This is a genomic window from Paenibacillus lentus (assembly GCF_042714055.1).
Lineage (GTDB): Bacteria > Bacillota > Bacilli > Paenibacillales > Paenibacillaceae > Fontibacillus > Fontibacillus lentus_A.
Map to the genome: position 1 here is coordinate 141,632 of NZ_JBHGVC010000010.1, position 20,024 is coordinate 161,655.

Sequence of the window (20,024 nt, forward strand, 5' to 3'; positions counted from 1 at the left end):
GACGAAGGTCCTCTTTAGCCATTCCAGCTATAGGGGACTTTTTTGTTGCTTAATGAACATACAATTGGGAGGTTTAACACAATGAGTCAAACGGTTAAGAGCGGAAATTTAGGCTATCCGAGAATCGGCGGCCAGCGGGAATGGAAGAAAGCGATCGAGGCATACTGGGCCGGCAAGCTAGAGGAGGGGGAGCTGCATGCGCAGCTGGCGCAGATTCGGCTCCATAATTTGCAGCAGCAGCGGGATCAAGGGCTTGAGGTTATTCCCGTGGGAGACTTTACGTACTATGATCATGTTTTGGATACGGCCGTGATGTTTGGCCTTGTGCCCGAGCGGTTTACGTATCATGGCGGTGAGGTTCCGCTTGATACGTACTATGCCATAGCTCGAGGCAATAAGGAAGCAACAGCCAGCGAAATGACGAAGTGGTTCAACACGAACTATCATTATATCGTTCCTGAGCTGGGGAGCAGAAAGCCGCAGCTTACGATTAACCGGCCGCTTGCCGCTTACAAGGAGGCAAAGGAAAAGCTGGATATCGAAGGAAGACCGGTACTGATCGGTTTATATTCTTTCCTTAAATTATCGAAGGGCTTCAATGAGGCTACGGAATGGGATCACTGGGTAAATCAGCTTCTGCCTTTATATGTTCAGGTTCTTCAAGAGCTTGCTGCAGAAGGCGCAGCTTGGGTTCAAATGGACGAGCCATCCTTAGTCGCTTCAGTTACCAACGAAGACCTGGCGCGCGTTCAAGCTATCTATGATGCGATTCATCGCGAAGCTCCGGGAATGTCGATACTGCTGCAAACGTATTTTGAAGCAGTGGATCGTTACGAGGATGTCGTTTCATTGCCTGTAGCAGGCATCGGTCTGGATTTCATTCATGGCGGTGACGGCAATCTGGCAGCCCTTCGCAAATTCGGATTCCCACAGGGTAAGACGCTGGGAGCCGGAATCGTCGACGGTCGTAATATTTGGAGAACGGATTTGTATCGCCAGGTAGAGTTCTTAAAAGAGATTATGACTTTAGCCCCTGGAGTGGATGTTATCGTCCAGCCGTCCTGCAGTCTGCTCCATGTCCCTGTGTCGGCTGAGCAGGAGCAAGCATTGAATCCTGTACTTCGTCATGCCTTGTCCTTTGCAGCGGAGAAGCTGGAAGAGATCGTCGCGTTAAGCACTGCGGTTAACAAGGGCAGTGATAGCGTCAAGGGTGCATTTGAAAGCAACCGCATCGCCCTGGACAATTTGGCTAAGGATCCGGCTCGGAACCGGGCAAACGTGTCAGCTGCGGTTAAGAAAATTGCCGCAGAGCCGGCAGCGAGAGGCAGTGAGTTCGCGATACGCCGCAAGAAGCAGAAGGAGAAATGGCATCTGCCGTTCCTGCCGACGACGACGATCGGCAGCTTTCCGCAGACAGCTGAGGTGCGTTCGGCTCGTCAGAAATGGCGCAAAGGGGAATGGAGCCAAGAGCAATATGACTCCTTTATTAAAGAGCATATTCAGCAGTGGATTTCTTTGCAGGAGGAAATCGGCATCGATGTGCTGGTTCATGGTGAATTTGAGCGAACCGATATGGTAGAATTCTTTGGCGAAAAATTGCCGGGCTTTGCCTTTACAAAGGGCGGCTGGGTTCAATCCTACGGCACGCGCTGCGTGAAGCCTCCCGTCATCTATGGGGATGTTGATTTCCATCAGCCGATGACGGTGAAAGAGACGGAATATGCGCAGTCACTTACGGACAAGCCCGTAAAGGGAATGCTGACCGGCCCGATCACGATTCTGAACTGGTCCTTCGTGCGCAGTGATTTGCCGCGCGAGCAGGTGGCTTATCAAATCGCACTGGCCCTGCGTAAAGAGGTTGAGGCTTTAGAGCAGGCAGGCATTGAAATGATTCAGGTAGACGAACCGGCGCTACGTGAAGGGCTTCCATTAAAGCGTGAGGATTGGGCTGAGTATCTGGACTGGTCCGTCAAAGCGTTTCGCATAACGACCTCGACCGTTCGCGACACGACGCAAATTCATACTCACATGTGCTACTGCGAGTTCCATGATATTATCGATTCCATTCGGGCCCTTGATGCGGATGTCATTTCGATCGAAACCTCACGCAGCCATGGCGAGCTCGTACACAGCTTCGAGGAGCATACGTACGATCTCGGTATCGGCTTAGGCGTTTACGATATTCACAGCCCACGGGTTCCGTCGGTTGAGGAGATGACCTTGATGGTCGATCGCGCGCTCCAGGTGCTGGATCCTGAACTGTTCTGGATCAATCCGGACTGCGGCCTCAAGACACGAGGGATCGACGAGACGGTGCAATCCTTGAAAAATATGGTGCTTGCCGCTCAGCAATACCGCGCTAAAGCGCCTCTGATCAGTACTAAGTAGTTCGCTGATTTCTATTGCATAGAAGTAAATAATAAGGCTGCCCTGAATAGGTTAATAAATAACCTGTAGGGCAGTCTTATTTTGTTGCATAAATATAGCAAATACACTTATACTCTCTCTATATGCAGGAGGAGATCATGAATGTTACTGGAATTGGAAATGATGTTGAAGCTGTTTATCGCACTGCTGTTCGGCTTGTTCATTGGCATTGACCGTCAATTGAAGCAGAAGCCGCTTGGCATAAAGACGAGTATGGTCATTTGTATTGCTAGCTGCCTGGTGACCATCGTGTCCATACAATCATTTGCCAAATTTGCCGGCCCCGATCATCCGAATATGGATCCGATGCGTTTGGCAGCGCAAATCGTCAGCGGGATCGGTTTTCTCGGCGCCGGGGTGATTTTGCGCAGAAGCAATGAAGGGATATCCGGGCTTACATCGGCAGCGATGATATGGGCGGCCTCAGGCATCGGGATTGCCATTGGCGCGGGCTTTTATGTGGAGGCGGCGCTTGCGGTAGTTCTGCTCATTTTAGCGGTTAATTTTATACCCTATATGATTAAATGGCTTGGACCTTATAAATTGAACCAACGCGATGTATCCGTCAAAATCGTGATGGAGGATCGAGGCAACGTTACTGACTTGATCCGCATTATTGAGCGGAAGGATGAGAAGGGGCCTGAGGCCAAGTGGAACCGTCATCGTATTCGCCGTTTGAAGATTAAAGACTTGGAGGAAGGGTGTCAACGGATTGATATGGTGATTTCAGCCTCCGAACGTGAATATACGACGGAAATATATCATTTTATACGAAAAATCGATCATGTCATCAGTGTTGAAGTGGAAAATTTGTAGCTCAGTAACCTTCTATCATTAACCTTCCAATAGATCCATCCGTCCTTTAGATGTCAGAAATGATAATACTGAAAGCCGGCGAGAGCTTCCTGGTTCTTCAAGACCAACGGCTGCTGAACGAGGTCTGGCTTCTCAGAAAGTGCTTCGAAAAAGACGTTCTTCGTAACCTTTTATTTATAACTACGTGAATAGACCATGTTATGATAGAACTAACTTAGTTTTTTGAATAACCACCTAAAGGATGGATTATTGGATGAGCAAACAAATTTTAATTGTAGACGACGATGATAAGATCGCAAGGCTAATCGAAATATATTTATTAAATGAAGGCTATACCGTATTCAAGGCAGACCATGGCCTGCGGGCGCTTGAAATCGTGGAGCAGGATCAAATCGATCTGGTCATCTTGGATATCATGATGCCTGGCATGGACGGAATCACGGTCTGCATGAAAATCAGGGAGACGCGCACAACGCCGATATTAATGCTTAGCGCCAAAGATGGGGATATGGATAAAATAACCGGTCTGATGACCGGGGCTGACGACTATATGGTGAAGCCGTTTAATCCGCTGGAGCTGATCGCGCGCGTCAAATCGCTGCTGCGCCGTTCCTCGTATAGTATGCAGCCTTCCCAGCCTTCGCAGGATCATATGATTAATTTGGCTTCGCTGCAAATCGATAAGGAGACGCATACGGCAACGGTAGACGGCCGTCCGGTCAAGCTGACGCCGATTGAATTCAATATTTTGTTCCTGCTGGCCAGCCACCCGGGACGGGTGTTCGGTTCGGAGGAGATATTCGAGCTGATTTGGAAGGACAAGTATTTCGAGAGCAATAATTCGGTTACAGTTCATATCAGCCGATTGCGAGACAAGCTTGAGAAAGAAATGGACGGCGAAAAGCTGATTCGCACTGTATGGGGGGTTGGCTACAAAATTGAAAGCTAGCCTCAGATTTCTCACCTGGCTGTTATGGACGGTTATTACGTCGATTGCTGCGCTTCTTATTTTAGTGCTGCTTGCGAAGCTATTTTACGCCTTATTCCCTTGGGTAACCCTTGGATATGTGCTGAGCTGGGTGAACCGGAACATCGGTTATCCTGATGCTTATTATATTGCGGGCGTACCTATACTTCTATTATTTTCACTCTATTTCTACCGGCGCAGCATCCGCCGCCATGAAAAGAAATATTTAGCCCTGCTCATTGAAGAAGTACATCGGATTGAGGAGGGGTCTACGCGCAAAATACCAATTGAGAATGTAGGGCAGTTAGGACAGCTTGCAACGGATATTAACCGCATGGTAGACCGTTTAAGAACGTCGATCGAGGAAGAGAGACGAGCTGAGCAGACGAAGAACGAGCTTATTACGAACGTTTCCCATGATTTGCGTACCCCGCTTACATCTATTACCGGCTATCTGGGCTTAATAGAGCAGGATCGGTACAAGGATGAGGTAGAGCTGCGTTATTATGTGGGGATGGCTTACGAAGAATCATTGCGCCTGAAGCAGCTTCTCCAGGATTTGTTTGAATTTACTCGGCTGCAAAATAAGGAAATGAAGCTTTACAAAAGCCGAATCAACCTAGTGGAAATGCTGCATCAAATCACGGCGCATTTCGGCTGGCAGCTTCAGGAGAACAATATGGAATGCCGTCTCTGCTTCGGAGAGCAGCAGCTCTTTGTTATTGCCGATGGGGACAAGCTGAGAAGGGTATATGAGAATTTGATTGCGAATGCAATCCGTTATGGCAGCGAGGGCAGATATATCGACATCCGTGGTCGTGTGGAAGAGGATCAAGTGATTACTGAAGTTATTAATTATGGCGAGCCGATTCCAGAAGCGGATCTTCCTCACCTGTTCGACCGATTTTATCGAGTGGAGAAGTCGCGCGCTACGAATACGGGGGGCTCTGGAATTGGCCTAGCTATTGCCAAGCACATCGTTGATCTTCATCATGGCGAAATTTTTGCGGACAGCGATGAGGATCGGACTGCGTTTACAGTCAAGTTATCAAGAAAATTGAAGCCTTAAGCATGATGTTGAAGGAGCATATAACGATGAAGGTAATCTTGGTAGATGATGAAAGACTAGCCCTGGATTATTTGGAACGGCAGTTGATGAAGCTGGATCATATTGAAATGCTAGGCAAGTACACCAATCCTATTGTAGGCAAAGAGGAAATTTTAAAGCAGGATGTCGATGTGATTTTCCTTGATATCAGCTTGCCGGAGATTAACGGAATCGAGCTTGCGGAACAAATTCTGGAGAGGAAACCGGACATCCATATTGTATTCGTTACAGCTTACAATGAGCATGCAGTCAAAGCATTCGAGCTGAACGCTTTGGATTATATCGTCAAACCGATTATTGCCGAACGATTAATCAAAACAATTGAGCGCGTCCGAAAACGAATGGAATCTTCCTCCAAACAAGATACTTCCCTGAAGGAGGAGCATATCCGTTTGAATGTCCTGAAGCAGGTCACGATTGAAACCTCGCCCGGGCAATATTCAATCATGCAATGGCGCACTTCGAAGGCTCAAGAGTTATTTTTTTATCTCCTTCAGCATCGCGGGCAATTGGTGCGAAAATCAGCACTGATCGAGCTGCTCTGGCCAGAATATGAGATGGATAAAGTATATTCCCAGTTATACACCGCAGTCTACCATATCCGCAAAACGTTGGAGCCCTTCGGAGACCGGTTTCAAATTGCCAATGCGACGGAAGGTTATATTTTAAATATTCAAAATGTCATTTTGGATGTAGAAGAATGGGAGTCGAGGCTGATGTCTTTGCTTCCCCTGACTTCGGGACGTATCGATCCATGCTCGGAAGTGTTAAAACAGTATACCGGGCATTATTTGCAGGAATTCGATTATTGGTGGGTCGAGAGTGAACGCCAGCGGCTTAAGGAACTGTGGCTCGAGGCCTCATATGCTATTGCAAAATGGTACGAAAATGAAGGTCTGTTCGATCAGGCCATAAATAGCTACAACGCTATTTGCAAGCAGCATCCATTGGAAGAAGAGGCTTATTTGGCTCTGATGAAAATCTATGATTCCTTGAACAATCACCATCTGGTGCACCGCCAATATGAAATGCTTACGGAGGTTTGCCTGGAAGAGTTGAATGAAGCGCCAAGCTATCATATTATCGAATGGTTTAAGCAGTGGAAAGAGAATACGGTTCATTTATAAGCTGATTAAAGTCGCCGGGGGGCGGCTTTTTTATTATGCTATAGGCTCTATCGATTTTGTTTAGAAATTGTATAGGACATTTATATATGATTGAAATAAGAATCTTTGACATACTTAAAAAGAATTTGGAGGAAAAGCTGCACTATGAAATTAATCCGTAATTTTAGACATCGTTCTACCTTTGTTTGCAAAGGCTTGGATCTCCTTGCTATGAAAGAAGTCGAGATTATTAGAGAGAAGCACGCTAATTACAGGAGAGGCTATTACATCAATCACGAAGGAAAAATGCTCGGAATTGTAGCCACGCCGAAGGGACCTTTGTTTTTTTGCGATGAGGATACTTATTTGCTTAAGGATAATTTTAAATTTCAATTGCTGCACCATGGCAAAGAGAATACTTTTTTATTTACCTGGGAAGGGGTAATCAAGCAGCATATCGTATACCCTCGAAAGCTATACAGAAAGGGCGATGAGTGGGTTGACGATATGGTTCAGGATTTCTTTACCTGGCTCGTTGCAGCCGTAAAGCGGAAGAAATTTTATACCTTCTATACATTAAATGAAGAAGAACTGCAGGAGAATGATATTATTTTACTGAAGATCGCCCAGTAGATAAAGCATTTTTTAAAGCTAAACCTATTTGTTGAGAATTTGTCTAGTCGGATTTTGTAGTATGAAGCTTGCCGCTACATCAACGACGAAGGGAGGATGCTAAAGTATATCCTTTGCATGAAGACAAGTTCTAAATAGGAGACAGTTAAAGTATGAGAAAAAAAGTATTTGTTATGTTAGTGACGGTAATGCTTCTGCTTCACAGCATCATTGGTGCCGGCCTTTCGCCGGTAAGCGCGGATAATCAGGGAGCGGCAGCGAGTACAAACAGTAAGAGTATTTTGACGAATGTAACTCTCAGGGATGCGGCAGGAAGCGTAATTGACGCCGTATATAACCCTAATTCCGATCGCGTGGTCATGGGATCGCCGGTAACCCTGGAATATGAATGGGAACTGGAAAATGGCCATGATTACGTAGAGGGAAGTACGTTTGAGTTCAAAATTCCAGAGGCATTTGAGCTGTATAACAGCGTCAATGGAATTCTGGAAGTACAAGGTCTTGAGATCGGTAAGTTTACAGCCTCCAAGGACGGCCAAGTGGTTGTTACTTTTGGCGAGGATGTAAGCGGGTATTCTAATGTTAGCGGAACGATCATATTCAACACTAACTTTAGCAAGACCACAATAACAGGCAGTACCGAGGTGCAAATTCCGTTTCCGATCCGGGGAGGACAGCAGGTAGCAATTGTTCACTTCAAGCCGGATGGGGGCTCGCTGCTTGATAAGAGAGGCGCTGCTGTAGAGGACAAGCAGATCAACTGGACGATTGACGTGAACACATTGCTGGAACGCATTGATCAGGCTGCGATAACGGATGAGACGCCTTCAGGTCTTACATTGGATGCTTCGTCGATCAAGGTACATAAGCTGAATGTTAACGTTGACGGCAGCACTCAGCTTGGAGACCTAGTTACGTCAGGCTATACGCTTGATACACAATCCTTTGAAGGGTTCAGGATTGATTTTGACGGGGCGATCGATTCGGCATACCGGATAACGTATACGACGGATGTCGGAAATGGGGACGAAACAAGCTTCACTAACAAGGTGAGCTTGACGGGTAGTAAAACTTCTACCGCGTCTGATACCGTACCGATTCAACGTCCGGAGGTATTAACTAAGGAAGTTGAAAAGTATGACGAGCAGACACGGACGATCTCCTGGGTTATCGAGTACAACTTTAGAGGTAAGGATATTCCAGAGGGAGTTCTGCAAGACCGCTTTAATGACACTCAACACTTGGTAGCAGGATCACTTGAAGTCCGAGATCGGGAAACAGGTACGCTTCTGAGTGAAGGAGCGGGCAATGATTATACGGTTACTCCTGTTCAAGCGGCGGACGGAAAAACCGGTTTCGATCTGAAGTTCAATTATCCGATTAACTCCGGCTACATCATTAAATATGATACCAAGGCCAACGGTAGAGTCCTTAAGGATGAAACGGTGGTCAATACGGTCACTGATGCTGTATACGGTTCGAAAACGGCTTCCTCGACACATAATAATCTGGTGATTCAGAAATCTCGCAATAAGACAGATTATAATACCAAGGAAGTTTTCTGGAGTATCGTGATCAACCAAGACAACTACACGATGAAGGATGTTGTTATATCCGATGAATTCGTGAACAGCGGTCAGCAATTCAAGGAAGGCTCTTTAGTCGTGAAGGATGATCAGCACGATAAGGTCTTGTCCGCGCCTGTAGATTATGAATTTACGCCATCTTCATCGGATTTGAAGCAAGGGTTCAAGATTGACTTCAAACAGCCGATCAGCGGGAAGCATACGGTAACATATGTAACCTACTTCAACCCGGAATGGAAGGATAATGGGGACGTATCGAGATTTCTTAACCGAGCGACGATAACGGGCAAAGAGACAGATGATACGGATGTAAACGTATCAGCAGAAGCTACGCTTTGGCCCGACGATTTGACCCAAACCAATGGCTCAAAAGTGGGGAAATATGATCCGAGAACGAAAGAAATCACTTGGACGATCCGTGCAAACTATAACAAAAAGTCCTTGAGCAATGCGAATGTCGTTGACGTATTGAAGCAGGGACAGGAGTATGTCGATGGTTCGCTGAAAGTCTATAAAATGACTCTAACCGGGGACTGGAATGGAACCGATCAGGGCGATCCGGTTGATCCATCGAAATACACTTTGACGCCTCCGACTGAAGCCAACGGAAATGAGCTTCAATTAATGTTCAATACTGTAGATGATAGCACTCCATATTGGATCGAATTCAAGACGCTCCTGCCGGAAAATGTCATTATCGATAAAGGCGCGGTCGAGAATGAAGCAGTGTTCAATGAGGGGAATACCAAACTGGCAACATGGGAAGGCAGTGCTATTATCCCGCAAGGCGGCGAGTTCGTCTCTAAAGGCGGGGAGCAGGACGATGATAAGATTAACTGGACCATTTATATTAACCGGGGACAATCTTATGGCGAGAATGCCAAAATTTTCGATGAACCGACCTCGAACCTGGTGCTGGTCGAAGATTCCTTCCGCTTGTATAAAGCGAAGGTAGACGGAAAGGGAGTTAGTCAAGATGTATCGGGTCTGACGCCATTGCAGGAAGGTACCGATTACACGCTAGACATTGCCCCGGACGATTCGGGCAATTTTGAACTATCATTTAATGCTCCGATATCCGAAGCGTATATTTTGAAATACGAAACGCTGATTGATGCCGCTAATGGCGAGTCAGTCGGCAATACGGTTCGCTTTGAGGGAGACGGCATAAAAACAGATAAAATGGATTCCAATAAAGAGATAATCGTCAGAACCTCTGGTGGATCGGGCACGGGCTCGGGAATCAGAGGCAATCTGGAAGTCACCAAGGTCGATAAAGACGATCCGTCTCAAGTACTGGAAGGCGCTGTTTTCGTATTGCAGGATGCCAAAGGCAAGAGACCGGCGATAACGAAAACGACGGACGTCGATGGAAAAGCGTTGTTTACCGATCTGCTGTATGGTGACTATATTCTAGAAGAAACCCAGGCACCGGAAGGCTTCGTTGTGCTTGATGCGATTACTAATGTAACGCTTGATGCAAGCATCAGGGAAGATGGCCATGTAAAGAGAATCGTGATTGCCAACGAAAAAGAGGCTGAACCACCGGTAACACCACCGGTAACACCGCCGGTAACACCGCCGGTAACGCCACCGGTAACACCACCGGTAACGCCACCGGTAACACCACCGGTGACACCACCGGTAACACCGCCAGTAACGCCGCCGGTGACACCGCCAGTGACACCGCCGGTAGAGCCAGACCCAGAGAAACCGGTGACTCCACAAGAGCCAACGGAGAACGAAGATGGTGACGGACTCGGCACGAATCCTCCTACCGATGGCAGCAATACTCCTCATTCCGGGGGAGATGGCCAGGATCATGATGGGCATGCGAATGCCAATGACGGCGAGGACGTGACAGGAGCTGCCAAAGGGGCTCAGGACAATCCGAATAAATCGGATGTAGGCGTAACTAAGCTTCCGAAGACGGGAGAAGGCTCTAACCTGCCTTATTATGCTACAGGTCTGGCTATGATCGTTTTTGGTATCTACTTAAGACGTAAAACAATGAAACAAGCTTAAAGAATGAATCCTTTCCCGGTATTTACCGGGAAAGGATTTTTTTTTGCTAGGGAAAGTTGAGAAATTGTATAGAATGTAATTGTATACTTGGCAAAACAAACTTTTGAATCACATATTTAGAATAGGAGCTAAGGTTCATGCGTAAATTTGCGTACGTATTTATCGTTGTAGGACTGTGCATCATTTTGTATCCCAAAATGACGGTGTTGTATAGCGAGCATAAACAGGAAAGGCTTTTGCAAGAGATTGAGAGTGTAGAAGCTAATCAAGGGGAGACGGCGAACGGGAATGAGGAGAGCCTTTTGTCGAGCTATGCTCAAGTGTCTCGTTGGCTGGAGGAAATGGATACAGAGTCTGAGCAAGAAGGTACAAGCGCGGAAATCGAGGCTATTGAGGATGAAGAGGGCTTAGGCACCATCATCATCGACTCTATTGATTTAAAGCTGCCGATCTTGGAAGGAGCGTCAAAGCAGAATTTAAAGCATGCTGCCGCACATATGACAGAAACCGCCCCACTGGGCCAAATCGGCAACGCGGCCATTGCGGCACACCGTTCCCGGACGGCAGGAAGACTGTTCAATCGGCTGGACGAGGTTGAAGTAGGGGATGAAATTGTCGTGCGCTCCAAGGGAGAACAATTCGTGTATTCCGTATATCAAATTTCAGTAGTCAAGCCCACCGACGTATCTGTTCTGGAGGGCAATGACAGTGATAAAGTACTGACTTTAATTACTTGCGAGCCATTGGTTAACCCTACCCATCGATTAATCGTTCATGCAAAGCAGGAAATGAATGAAAGTTAACAAACCATCGGGAAATGAGTATGGTTTCAAATCACAAGGGTAAAGGAATTGTTTGCCATGTCCATTTCATCGATGCAAATGACAACTAGGAGAGTTTTGCTTTATCTTAGCTTATTTTTGCTTCTGCTGGTCAGCTTGCGGTTGATATGGTACTCATTTCGCGCGGTGCCGGAGCATCCTAAGGCAGAGCAAGGGATATTGGATCTCAGGCAGTGGGAATTCAGCGATCACGAAATTATTACTTTGGACGGAGAGTGGCAGTTTTATCCGGGACATTTCGTATCTCCTGCGGCTCGGCAAGGACAAGAACAAGAATTGGGGCGAGTAAAGGATACGGAAGCCGACACCGACAACTTTAGCGTTTTGATGCAGGTCCCAGGGAAATGGAGCCCTTCCATAAATCAGGAATACGAATATGGAACTTATCGCCTGCAGGTTTCGATTCGAGATACGGATACGGTATATTCCATTCGCCTCCCTAATGTTCAAACCGCTTCCAGGTTGTATATTAACGGCCAATGGTATGGGGAAATGGGACAGCCTTCTGACGCGAAAGAGCGGAACAAAGCTAGAAATGTCCCCTATTTCGTCAACTTCCAAACCGAGAAACCCGAGATTGAGATCATTCTCCATGTCTCCAACTTTCATATTTACAATATGGGCGGGATCGTACAGTCTGTCCAGTTTGGAACCGCTTCGGCGATGATGAGCGAAAGACTATTGTCTGAAATGATGCAGATTATTGTATGTGTTGTACTATTATTACACGGGGTATATGCCGGCCTCTTATTTGCTTTAGGTCATCGGAGGAAAGAGCTGTTTTATTTTGCGGTTACTATTTTCTTTGCCATTCTCTCCGTTTTGTCTGATGATGATAAATTACTTCTTGTATGGCTGCCTATCAATCTGGAATGGACGGTCAAGCTTAAGACAATGATCTATATTTGCTTGCCGATATCTTTAATGTTGTGCATAAAATCCCTCCTTGGTCGAAATGAGCTAAAAAAGACAGTTCGTGCGCTTATCGCATTTAGTGCGGCATGTATTGTGTTAACGATCGGCTTGCCGGAACACTCTCTGGGCATAGTTAATCATCTTCTGCTAGTTATCGCATTAGTCGTCATTGTCCTCATCCCGGGCTTTGCTCTCCGTTCGATAAAAGAAGGAGAAAAGTCTGCCTTTTTTATTCTGTTGGGTGCTGTCGCGATTTCCAATAATATTTTTATCGGCGGGATCATCAAGAATAGATTTTGGATGGATATGCCCTACTATCCTTTTGATCTTATTATCGCGTTTCTGGGCTTCGCGGCTTTCTGGTTCATACGATTCTCCCAAACTACGATTCATGCCAAAAACCTTGCTGAACGCCTGCAAAAGGCCGATAAGCTCAAAGACAATTTTCTTGCAAATACGTCGCATGAATTAAGGAACCCGCTGCACGTCATGATCAATATGGCCCAGGCGGTGCTCGATGACGGGAAGAATCGGCTGGAAGACAAGCATCGCAGCGATTTGGAGCTCATGATTCAGGTTGGTCAACGGATGTCGCATCAGCTGAACGATTTGCTGGACGTTACTCTGCTGAGAGAGGGACAGGCTAGACTTAACTTGCAAAGCGTAAGCCTGCAGGCTACGGCCTCGGGTGTATTCGATATGCTCCGTTTTTTAAGTGATTCCAAAAGACTGGAATTGGTTTTGGATGTGCCGGATAGGTTTCCGCGAATACTGGCCGACGAGAACCGCTTGATCCAAATCCTGTTCAATTTGCTGCATAACGCGATTAAGTATACGAATGAGGGATTCATCGTCTTCTCCGCTGAAGTAAAAGATCAGCAGGCTTATATTTTTGTTCGCGATACCGGCATCGGTATGGATGAGGAAACACAGCACCGGGTATTCCTCCCTTACGAGCAGGCCGATTCCGTTGCTGCTGCTTTTGAGGGCGGATTAGGCCTCGGATTAAGCATTTGCAAACAATTGGTCGAGCTGCATGGAGGCACCCTGGAATTACGTTCAGAGCTTGGCCACGGCTCCGTATTCAGCTTTGCTTTACCGCTCGCTGATGCTGCCGGAGAAGAGATCGCTGCAGGAACTGAGGTGGAGCAGCAAGATGCTGCGAGATCATACGCTATCTCCAAGAAGCTCTACGAACCGTCGGCTGATGAAAAGGTTGCTTTAGATCAAGATTCAGGGATGCTGCCATTGGATAGCAAGCCCAAAATTATTGCTGTGGATGATGACCCGGTGAACTTAAGAATATTGCAGCATGTACTGTCCGAGGAACAATATTATATTTCGGCTGTGACAAGCGCAGAGGAAGCGTTAATATTGCTTGATTCGGGGGAATGGGACTTAGTCATTTCCGATGTGATGATGCCGAATATATCCGGCTATGAGCTGACACGCGAAATTCGCCGTAAATATTCAATCTCCGAGCTGCCGATTCTGCTCTTGACTGCTAGAAGCCGCCCTCAAGATATTGAAATAGGGTTTAAGGCCGGGGCCAATGATTATTTGAGCAAGCCGATGGATGGGCTGGAGCTGAAGACAAGAGTTCGTGCCCTGATCGCGCTGAAGCAATCGATCATGGAGCGCCTTCGAATGGAGGCCGCATGGCTGCAGGCGCAAATACAGCCTCACTTTTTGTTTAATACGCTGAATTCAGTGGCCTCGCTCAGTGTGACCGATACATCAAGGATGGTCGTGCTGCTTGAGCGATTTGGCAGCTATTTGCAAAAAAGCTTCGATGTATGCAATTTGCAGCGAGTGGTTCCTATCGAGCATGAGCTGGAGCTCCTGCGCTCTTATCTCTATATAGAGAAGGAGAGATTCGGCGATAGGCTGCAGGTGGCCTGGGATTTGCAGGATTACAGCACGGTGCGCATTCCGCCATTATCCGTTCAGCCGATTGTAGAGAACTCGGTCAGGCATGGGTTATTAACGAGAGTATGCGGAGGCACAGTGACGATTCGCATCCTTGATCACCCAGAACATACGGAAATCGTAGTTGAGGATGACGGCGTCGGCATCGAGGAGGAGAAGCTGCGGAATTTGCTTCATGCCGGATCCCATCCACGCCGGGGAATCGGATTAATCAATACGGATCGCCGCTTGAAGCAGCTTTACGGACAGGGATTGCGAATTCATAGCGTTCGCGGCGAAGGAACGACTGTTGCTTTCACGATACCTAAGCAAAAATTATAACCAAGCTGTTCCTCTTGCAAAGTGTTATAAAAAGTTCTTTCTAGTGAAATAGGATGTGATATGAAGATGTCAGAAAATGCAGGGATTATTTATCTCATCATCATTGGGGTTTTAAGTGCCGTGCTGGTTGGACTCACCATTCTTCTTAGATCGCTGCTGCGTGAGAGAGCCACGCTAATGAAGCTAGCCTATACCGATGCCGTAACAGAACTAATGAATAGAAACGGCTTTGAACATTTCTGGGATCGCCATAAAGGCAAAGACAATCTTGCCGTATTATCTCTCGACCTCGATCACTTCAAAGAGATTAACGATACTTACGGTCATCAGGCGGGAGATCAGCTTCTTCATGATGTCAGCATCGGCCTGCGCCAAATTACGAACAAAAACCAGTTAGCCTTCCGGATTGGTGGAGACGAGTTTGTATTCATTATGAAAAATTGCGATCCGAACAAGGTAGAAATCCTGGCTGCTCTTATTTTGGATAAAATCAGCAGGCCATTTGAAATTCAAGGCCGAAAAATTACGGTGACAGGAAGCATCGGAATCAGCATTAGCGAAGGCCGTCGTGTCGACCGGCAAAGAATGATGGCTGAAGCGGACTTGGCGATGTATCACGCCAAAAAGCTGGGCAGAAATCGTTATTCACTTTACAGAGAGGAACGGCATAAATATTTGAAAGCGGTGGAGTATTCGTTAAAAAAGAAAAATAAGAAGAAAATCATATTTTAAAATCAAGCTGTTGACGCGCTGCCCGGCTAGGGGTGACGCGTTTTTTTGTACCTAAACGGTTGTTAGAACCCCCGATTTTGCAGAAAATAAGCGACGCTGACCCCGAAGTTTAAGAAAATTGCAGTAAAATCTTAAGGTATTCTTAATAATTTCTTAGGCAGAAAGAAAACTCTGAGTACGATAATGGAACTATCGAATGAACTAACAAATGCAAGCAGAGAAAGGGGCGAAGAGATTATTGCGAAAAAAGTGGCTCGCACTATTGGCAATACTCGTAATATTGCTGTTTCTCAGCAATAATCTGCAGCAGCTTGATAACCTGAGCCCGCGTGCTGCTTCGTTTATAAATAAGATTGAAACAAAGTGGCGTGGCGTGAAAACACCTGAGCTAAGCGGCGTGGAAGGTAAAGCCGTACTCGTCATGGATCAGGCAACCGGAAAAGTTATTTATGGCGATAATGATAAACAAAAAATGTATCCGGCCAGTACAACCAAAATTTTAACCGCATTGATCGTACTGGAAAAAGGGGAGCCGGGTGAAATGGTGACGATCGGGCAGGAAGCGAGACTTCGTACGGCGGATGAGAGTACGGCAGGCTTGGCTGAAGGGGACAGGTTATCCGTTAAGGACTTGGTCGCCGCGATGATGCTTCCCTCAGGAAATGATGCTGCCCGAACCGCAGCGGTATATATCGCTGAGAAGGAAACGGGCCAGAAGCTGGACCCGGAGGAAGCGATCGCTTATTTTGCCGGGCTGATGAATCAGCGTGCCAAGGAGCTTGGCGCAAAAAAAAGCCATTTTGTAAATCCGCATGGGCTTCATGATCCGGATCATTATACGACGACGCGAGATATGGCGGCCATCGCGAAAGCCGCGATGAGCAATGAAATATTTAAGGATATTGTCAGCGAGGCCATTTACTATAGCCAGAATGCAGAGGAGCCGGCAGAGTTCCATAATCGCAACAGGCTGATTCAAAGCGATAATGAATGGTATTTTCAAGGAGCCAATGGCATAAAGACGGGCTACACCGAAAAGGCAGGTTACTGCCTGGTTGGATCAGCCGTTCGCAACGATAGGGAATTGATCACAGTCGTTCTTCATTCGACAGAGCTGGGAGTATGGTCGGATTCTATCAAATTGCTGAATTACGGATTTCAAAGTTAAAGAGAGATGAAAAGGGGAGACTAACAATGACTGTTCTATCGATAGATAAAGCCTACCGAGATTATAAAAATGATGTATATCGCTATTTATTCTATTTGTGCCGCAATCATCATACTGCCGAGGATTTAACGCAAGAGACGTTCTGCCGGGCTTGGGGGCATCTTGAACAATTGCCGGAGAAAAAAGTAAAGCCTTGGCTGTTTCGCGTATCTCACAATGCTTACATAGATAAGCTTCGCAAGGAGAGCCGTTCCTCTCCTTACGAAAACGAATTTTTCTATCGTTTTGCTGCCGAGGAAACGCCTGAGACATGCATGCTTCGCGAAGAGAATCGACTGGAGCTGTACAATCATTTGTCGCTGCTGTCTCAAAGCCAGCAGCAGGCCGTGCTGCTATATGACATTCATGGCTTCTCTTACCAGGAAGCGGCGAGCCTGATGGAAATTTCACTATCCAAATTTAAAATTACCTTATATCGCGCAAGACAACGACTACGCAGCCAATCCAATGCAACCGCATAACGTATAAAGACCGGGGACATACCCCGGTCTTTCTTTTGCGCAATAGTTGTAAGCGCTTTTAAGGACGATATAAAGACGTTGTCTTATAATACGGCCGCTTCTAGAATGAAAATTAACAGAGGTATTGATTTCCATCTGATCATATTACTAGAAGAGGTGAGAATGTTGAGAACGACAAGCGAACTGGAGAGCAAGTTAAGCGAGCCTTCTGAACGTTTAATAGAGGATTTGGCAAAGCTGGATGGAGATATTCTCATCCTCGGCGTTGGCGGGAAAATGGGGCCAAGTCTTGCCAAGCTGGTGAAAAGAGGGATTGAGGCGGCGGGAATCGGAAAGAAAGTAACCGGGGTGTCGAGGTTCTCCTCGGGGGATTTGCGCAGTGAACTGGAGGCAGCGGGGATCCATACGATTGCCGCTGATTTGCTGGATGAAGCAGCACTCTCTAACCTTCCGGAAACGCGCAATGTTATATATATGGCCGGAAATAAATTCGGCACTACCGGTCGTGAGTATTTCACTTGGGCCATGAATGCCTATTTGCCGGGACGCGTGGCCGAGAAATACCAACAATCGCGCATCGTCGCTTTTTCCTCGGGCAATATTTATCCGCTTACGGAAATAGCGTCAGGCGGTGCCTCGGAGGAGACACCTCCTGCTCCCATAGGCGAGTATGCGCAATCCTGTCTTGGCCGCGAGCGGGTGTTTGAATACTTTTCACGAAAAAATGGCACACCGCTCGTCAATTTCCGCTTAAATTATGCGATCGATCTCCGCTATGGGATTTTATTGGAAATAGCCAAATCTGTCAAAGAAGGTAATCCGATTGATTTAAGCATGGGGCAGGTCAATGTCATTTGGCAAGGAGATGCCAATGAAATGGCGATTCGCTCGCTGCTGCTCTGCGATTCTCCGCCAGTCACGCTCAATATTACGGGGCCGGAGACGGTGTCCATTCGCTGGTTGTCCGAGCGCTTTGGCGAAATGTTCGGGGTTGCCCCTAAGTTTGACGGCATTGAGCAGCCAACGGCATTGTTGAACAATGCTTCACACTCTCATCGTTTGTTCGGATATCCGCGCGTTACGCTGCGGCAAATGATGGAATGGACGGTCAGCTGGGTAGAAGCAGGGGGAGACACGCTAAACAAACCGACGCATTTTCAGGAACGGGCGGGTGCGTTCTAATGACAGCACCTCAATTACAACCGGACATTGAAGCGTTAGTGCAGCGGGGTACCGTAATTCCGGCCCATCCACTGGCTCTTGACTCGTCAAGGCGGCTGGATGAACGCAGGCAGCGGGCATTATCAAGATACTATATGGATTCGGGGGCTGGCGGAATTGCTGTAGGCGTGCATACCACCCAATTTGAAATTCGCGATCCCGAAATCGGTCTGTATGAGCCGGTATTGCGCTTGGCCGCAGAAGAAGTGGATGCCGCCGGGCTGGAACGAACCTTCATCAAAATCGCAGGAATATGCGGGCCGACGGATCAGGCACTGCGGGAAGCGGAGCTGGCTGTGAAGCTTGGCTATGATTTGGGACTGGTAAGCATGGGAGGGCTGGATTCCTGGAGCGAGTCCGCGCTATTGCAGCGAATGGAAGCCATCACGGAGGTCATTCCTGTTTTCGGATTTTATTTGCAGCCGGCTGTAGGCGGGAAGCGATTGAGCTATGAATTTTGGCGGGAGCTGGCTGAAATTCCAGGAGTAAAAGCGATCAAAATGGCGCCGTTCAACCGTTATCAGACTTTGGATGTCGCTAGAGCTGTCTGTGAGTCCAGCCGCCGCGAGGACATTGCTTTGTATACGGGCAATGACGATAACATTGTCGCTGATTTGCTGACGACCTATCGATTTACAGTTAACGGCACGAAGGTGGAGAAGCGCATTGTCGGCGGCCTGCTGGGGCATTGGGCAGTCTGGACGCGCAAAGCTGTTGAATTAATGTCCCAAGTCATCGATTTGCGGGAAAGCGGCGAGAGCATACCGGAGGAGCTGTTGACGCGCGGTATAGAAATCAGCGATGCGAACGCCGCTTTCTTTGATCCCGGGCATGATTTTCATGGCTGTATTCCTGGTATACATGAGGTGCTGCGCCGTCAAGGCTTGCTGGAAGGGCGCTGGTGCTTGAATCCGGCGGAGGAGCTGTCTCCGGGGCAAATGGAGGAGATCGACCGCGTATATCGCGCATATCCTCATTTAAATGATGATGAATTCGTTCGCAGCGGTTTGGCGAAATGGCTGGGAACGCCATGAAATACCGCTCGGTTTTCGATATTATTGGACCGGTCATGATCGGTCCGTCCAGCTCCCATACAGCGGGAGCCGCAAGAATCGGCCGAATGGCCAGACAGCTGTTCGGACGCATTCCGCGTGAGGCGCGCATCGAATTCTGCGGCTCGTTTGCCCAGACGTATCAGGGTCATGGTACAGATGTCGCTCTAGTTGGCGGGATCATGAACTTCGATACCCATGATCCGCGAATCAAGGATGCTCTAAAGATTGCAGAAGATATAGGTCTAGACGTAAAAATTACGACAATAGACTTGCAAGGAGAGCATCCCAATACGGCCTGGATCAGCCTGATCGACGATGCAGGAACGTTGAAGGTGAAGGGAATTTCCGTCGGAGGCGGTAAAATTGCCATGCTGGAGGCTGGTGGTTTCGCTATGAATCTGTCAGGCGATTCCTGGACCACCCTTGTATTTCACAAGGATCACTTTGGCATGATCGCCTCCGTTGCCAGAGTGCTGGCGGATCACCGGATTAATATTGCGCGAATGGAGATGTCCCGTAAAGCAAAAGGGCAGGAGGCTCTCCTGATCATAGAGACGGATCAGGTGATTCTTGATTCTATCGGGACACAAATCGCAGGCATTGCCAATGTCGCTCATGTTCGGATCCTGCCGCCCCTATGAGAGCCGGCAGA

The 20,024-nt window shown here is 47.5% G+C and carries 15 protein-coding genes; all 15 read left to right on the top strand.

All coding sequences use genetic code 11. The features are described from left to right. Positions 1-81 precede the first annotated feature (81 nt). The 15 genes from metE (at position 82) to sdaAB (ending at position 20,013) form a co-directional block, all read left to right on the top strand. Positions 82-2,388, top strand: a complete 2,307-nt coding sequence (gene metE, locus ACE3MQ_RS20670; protein WP_379396186.1) for a 5-methyltetrahydropteroyltriglutamate--homocysteine S-methyltransferase — start codon at positions 82-84, stop codon at positions 2,386-2,388. Between the two features lie 141 nt (positions 2,389-2,529). After that, complete coding sequence (locus ACE3MQ_RS20675) at positions 2,530-3,243, top strand: MgtC/SapB family protein (RefSeq protein WP_379396188.1); 714 nt, start codon at positions 2,530-2,532, stop codon at positions 3,241-3,243. A gap of 253 nt (positions 3,244-3,496) precedes the next feature. Then, positions 3,497-4,192 (top strand): response regulator transcription factor, encoded by a 696-nt coding sequence (locus tag ACE3MQ_RS20680; protein WP_379396190.1) that lies wholly within the window; start codon positions 3,497-3,499, stop codon positions 4,190-4,192. Next, entirely contained in the window at positions 4,182-5,279 is a 1,098-nt protein-coding gene (locus ACE3MQ_RS20685) for a sensor histidine kinase (RefSeq protein WP_379396192.1), read from the top strand. Before ACE3MQ_RS20680 ends, ACE3MQ_RS20685 begins: the two co-directional genes overlap by 11 nt. 26 nt (positions 5,280-5,305) lie before the next feature. Beyond that, positions 5,306-6,445 carry a response regulator gene (locus ACE3MQ_RS20690; RefSeq protein WP_379396194.1) on the top strand — a complete coding sequence of 380 codons (1,140 nt, stop codon included), beginning with the start codon at positions 5,306-5,308 and terminating at the stop codon, positions 6,443-6,445. A gap of 144 nt (positions 6,446-6,589) precedes the next feature. Then, entirely contained in the window at positions 6,590-7,057 is a 468-nt protein-coding gene (locus ACE3MQ_RS20695; protein ID WP_379396196.1) for a hypothetical protein, read from the top strand. A 152-nt stretch (positions 7,058-7,209) separates the two neighbouring features. Next, positions 7,210-10,668 (top strand): collagen binding domain-containing protein, encoded by a 3,459-nt coding sequence (locus ACE3MQ_RS20700; protein ID WP_379396198.1) that lies wholly within the window; start codon positions 7,210-7,212, stop codon positions 10,666-10,668. 137 nt (positions 10,669-10,805) lie between these two features. Beyond that, complete coding sequence (locus ACE3MQ_RS20705) at positions 10,806-11,471, top strand: class D sortase (RefSeq protein WP_379396200.1); 666 nt, start codon at positions 10,806-10,808, stop codon at positions 11,469-11,471. A gap of 57 nt (positions 11,472-11,528) precedes the next feature. After that, positions 11,529-14,675: a hybrid sensor histidine kinase/response regulator gene (locus ACE3MQ_RS20710; protein WP_379396202.1), complete on the top strand. Its 3,147-nt coding sequence runs from the start codon at positions 11,529-11,531 to the stop codon at positions 14,673-14,675. 66 nt (positions 14,676-14,741) lie between these two features. After that, entirely contained in the window at positions 14,742-15,407 is a 666-nt protein-coding gene (locus tag ACE3MQ_RS20715; protein WP_379396204.1) for a diguanylate cyclase domain-containing protein, read from the top strand. Positions 15,408-15,669: 262 nt separating this feature from the next. Then, a complete protein-coding gene (locus tag ACE3MQ_RS20720) occupies positions 15,670-16,575 on the top strand; it encodes a D-alanyl-D-alanine carboxypeptidase family protein (protein WP_379396206.1) in 906 nt (301 codons plus the stop codon). Positions 16,576-16,601: 26 nt separating this feature from the next. Beyond that, complete coding sequence (locus ACE3MQ_RS20725; RefSeq protein WP_379396209.1) at positions 16,602-17,096, top strand: sigma-70 family RNA polymerase sigma factor; 495 nt, start codon at positions 16,602-16,604, stop codon at positions 17,094-17,096. Between the two features lie 165 nt (positions 17,097-17,261). Further along, on the top strand, positions 17,262-18,278 hold the full coding sequence (locus ACE3MQ_RS20730; protein ID WP_379396288.1) for an NAD-dependent epimerase/dehydratase family protein: 1,017 nt from the start codon (positions 17,262-17,264) through the stop codon (positions 18,276-18,278). Beyond that, a complete protein-coding gene (locus tag ACE3MQ_RS20735) occupies positions 18,278-19,351 on the top strand; it encodes a dihydrodipicolinate synthase family protein (RefSeq protein ID WP_379396211.1) in 1,074 nt (357 codons plus the stop codon). Before ACE3MQ_RS20730 ends, ACE3MQ_RS20735 begins: the two co-directional genes overlap by 1 nt. Further along, positions 19,348-20,013, top strand: coding sequence for an L-serine ammonia-lyase, iron-sulfur-dependent subunit beta (gene sdaAB, locus ACE3MQ_RS20740; protein ID WP_379396290.1), 666 nt, complete (start codon positions 19,348-19,350; stop codon positions 20,011-20,013). Before ACE3MQ_RS20735 ends, sdaAB begins: the two co-directional genes overlap by 4 nt. Positions 20,014-20,024 lie beyond the last annotated feature (11 nt).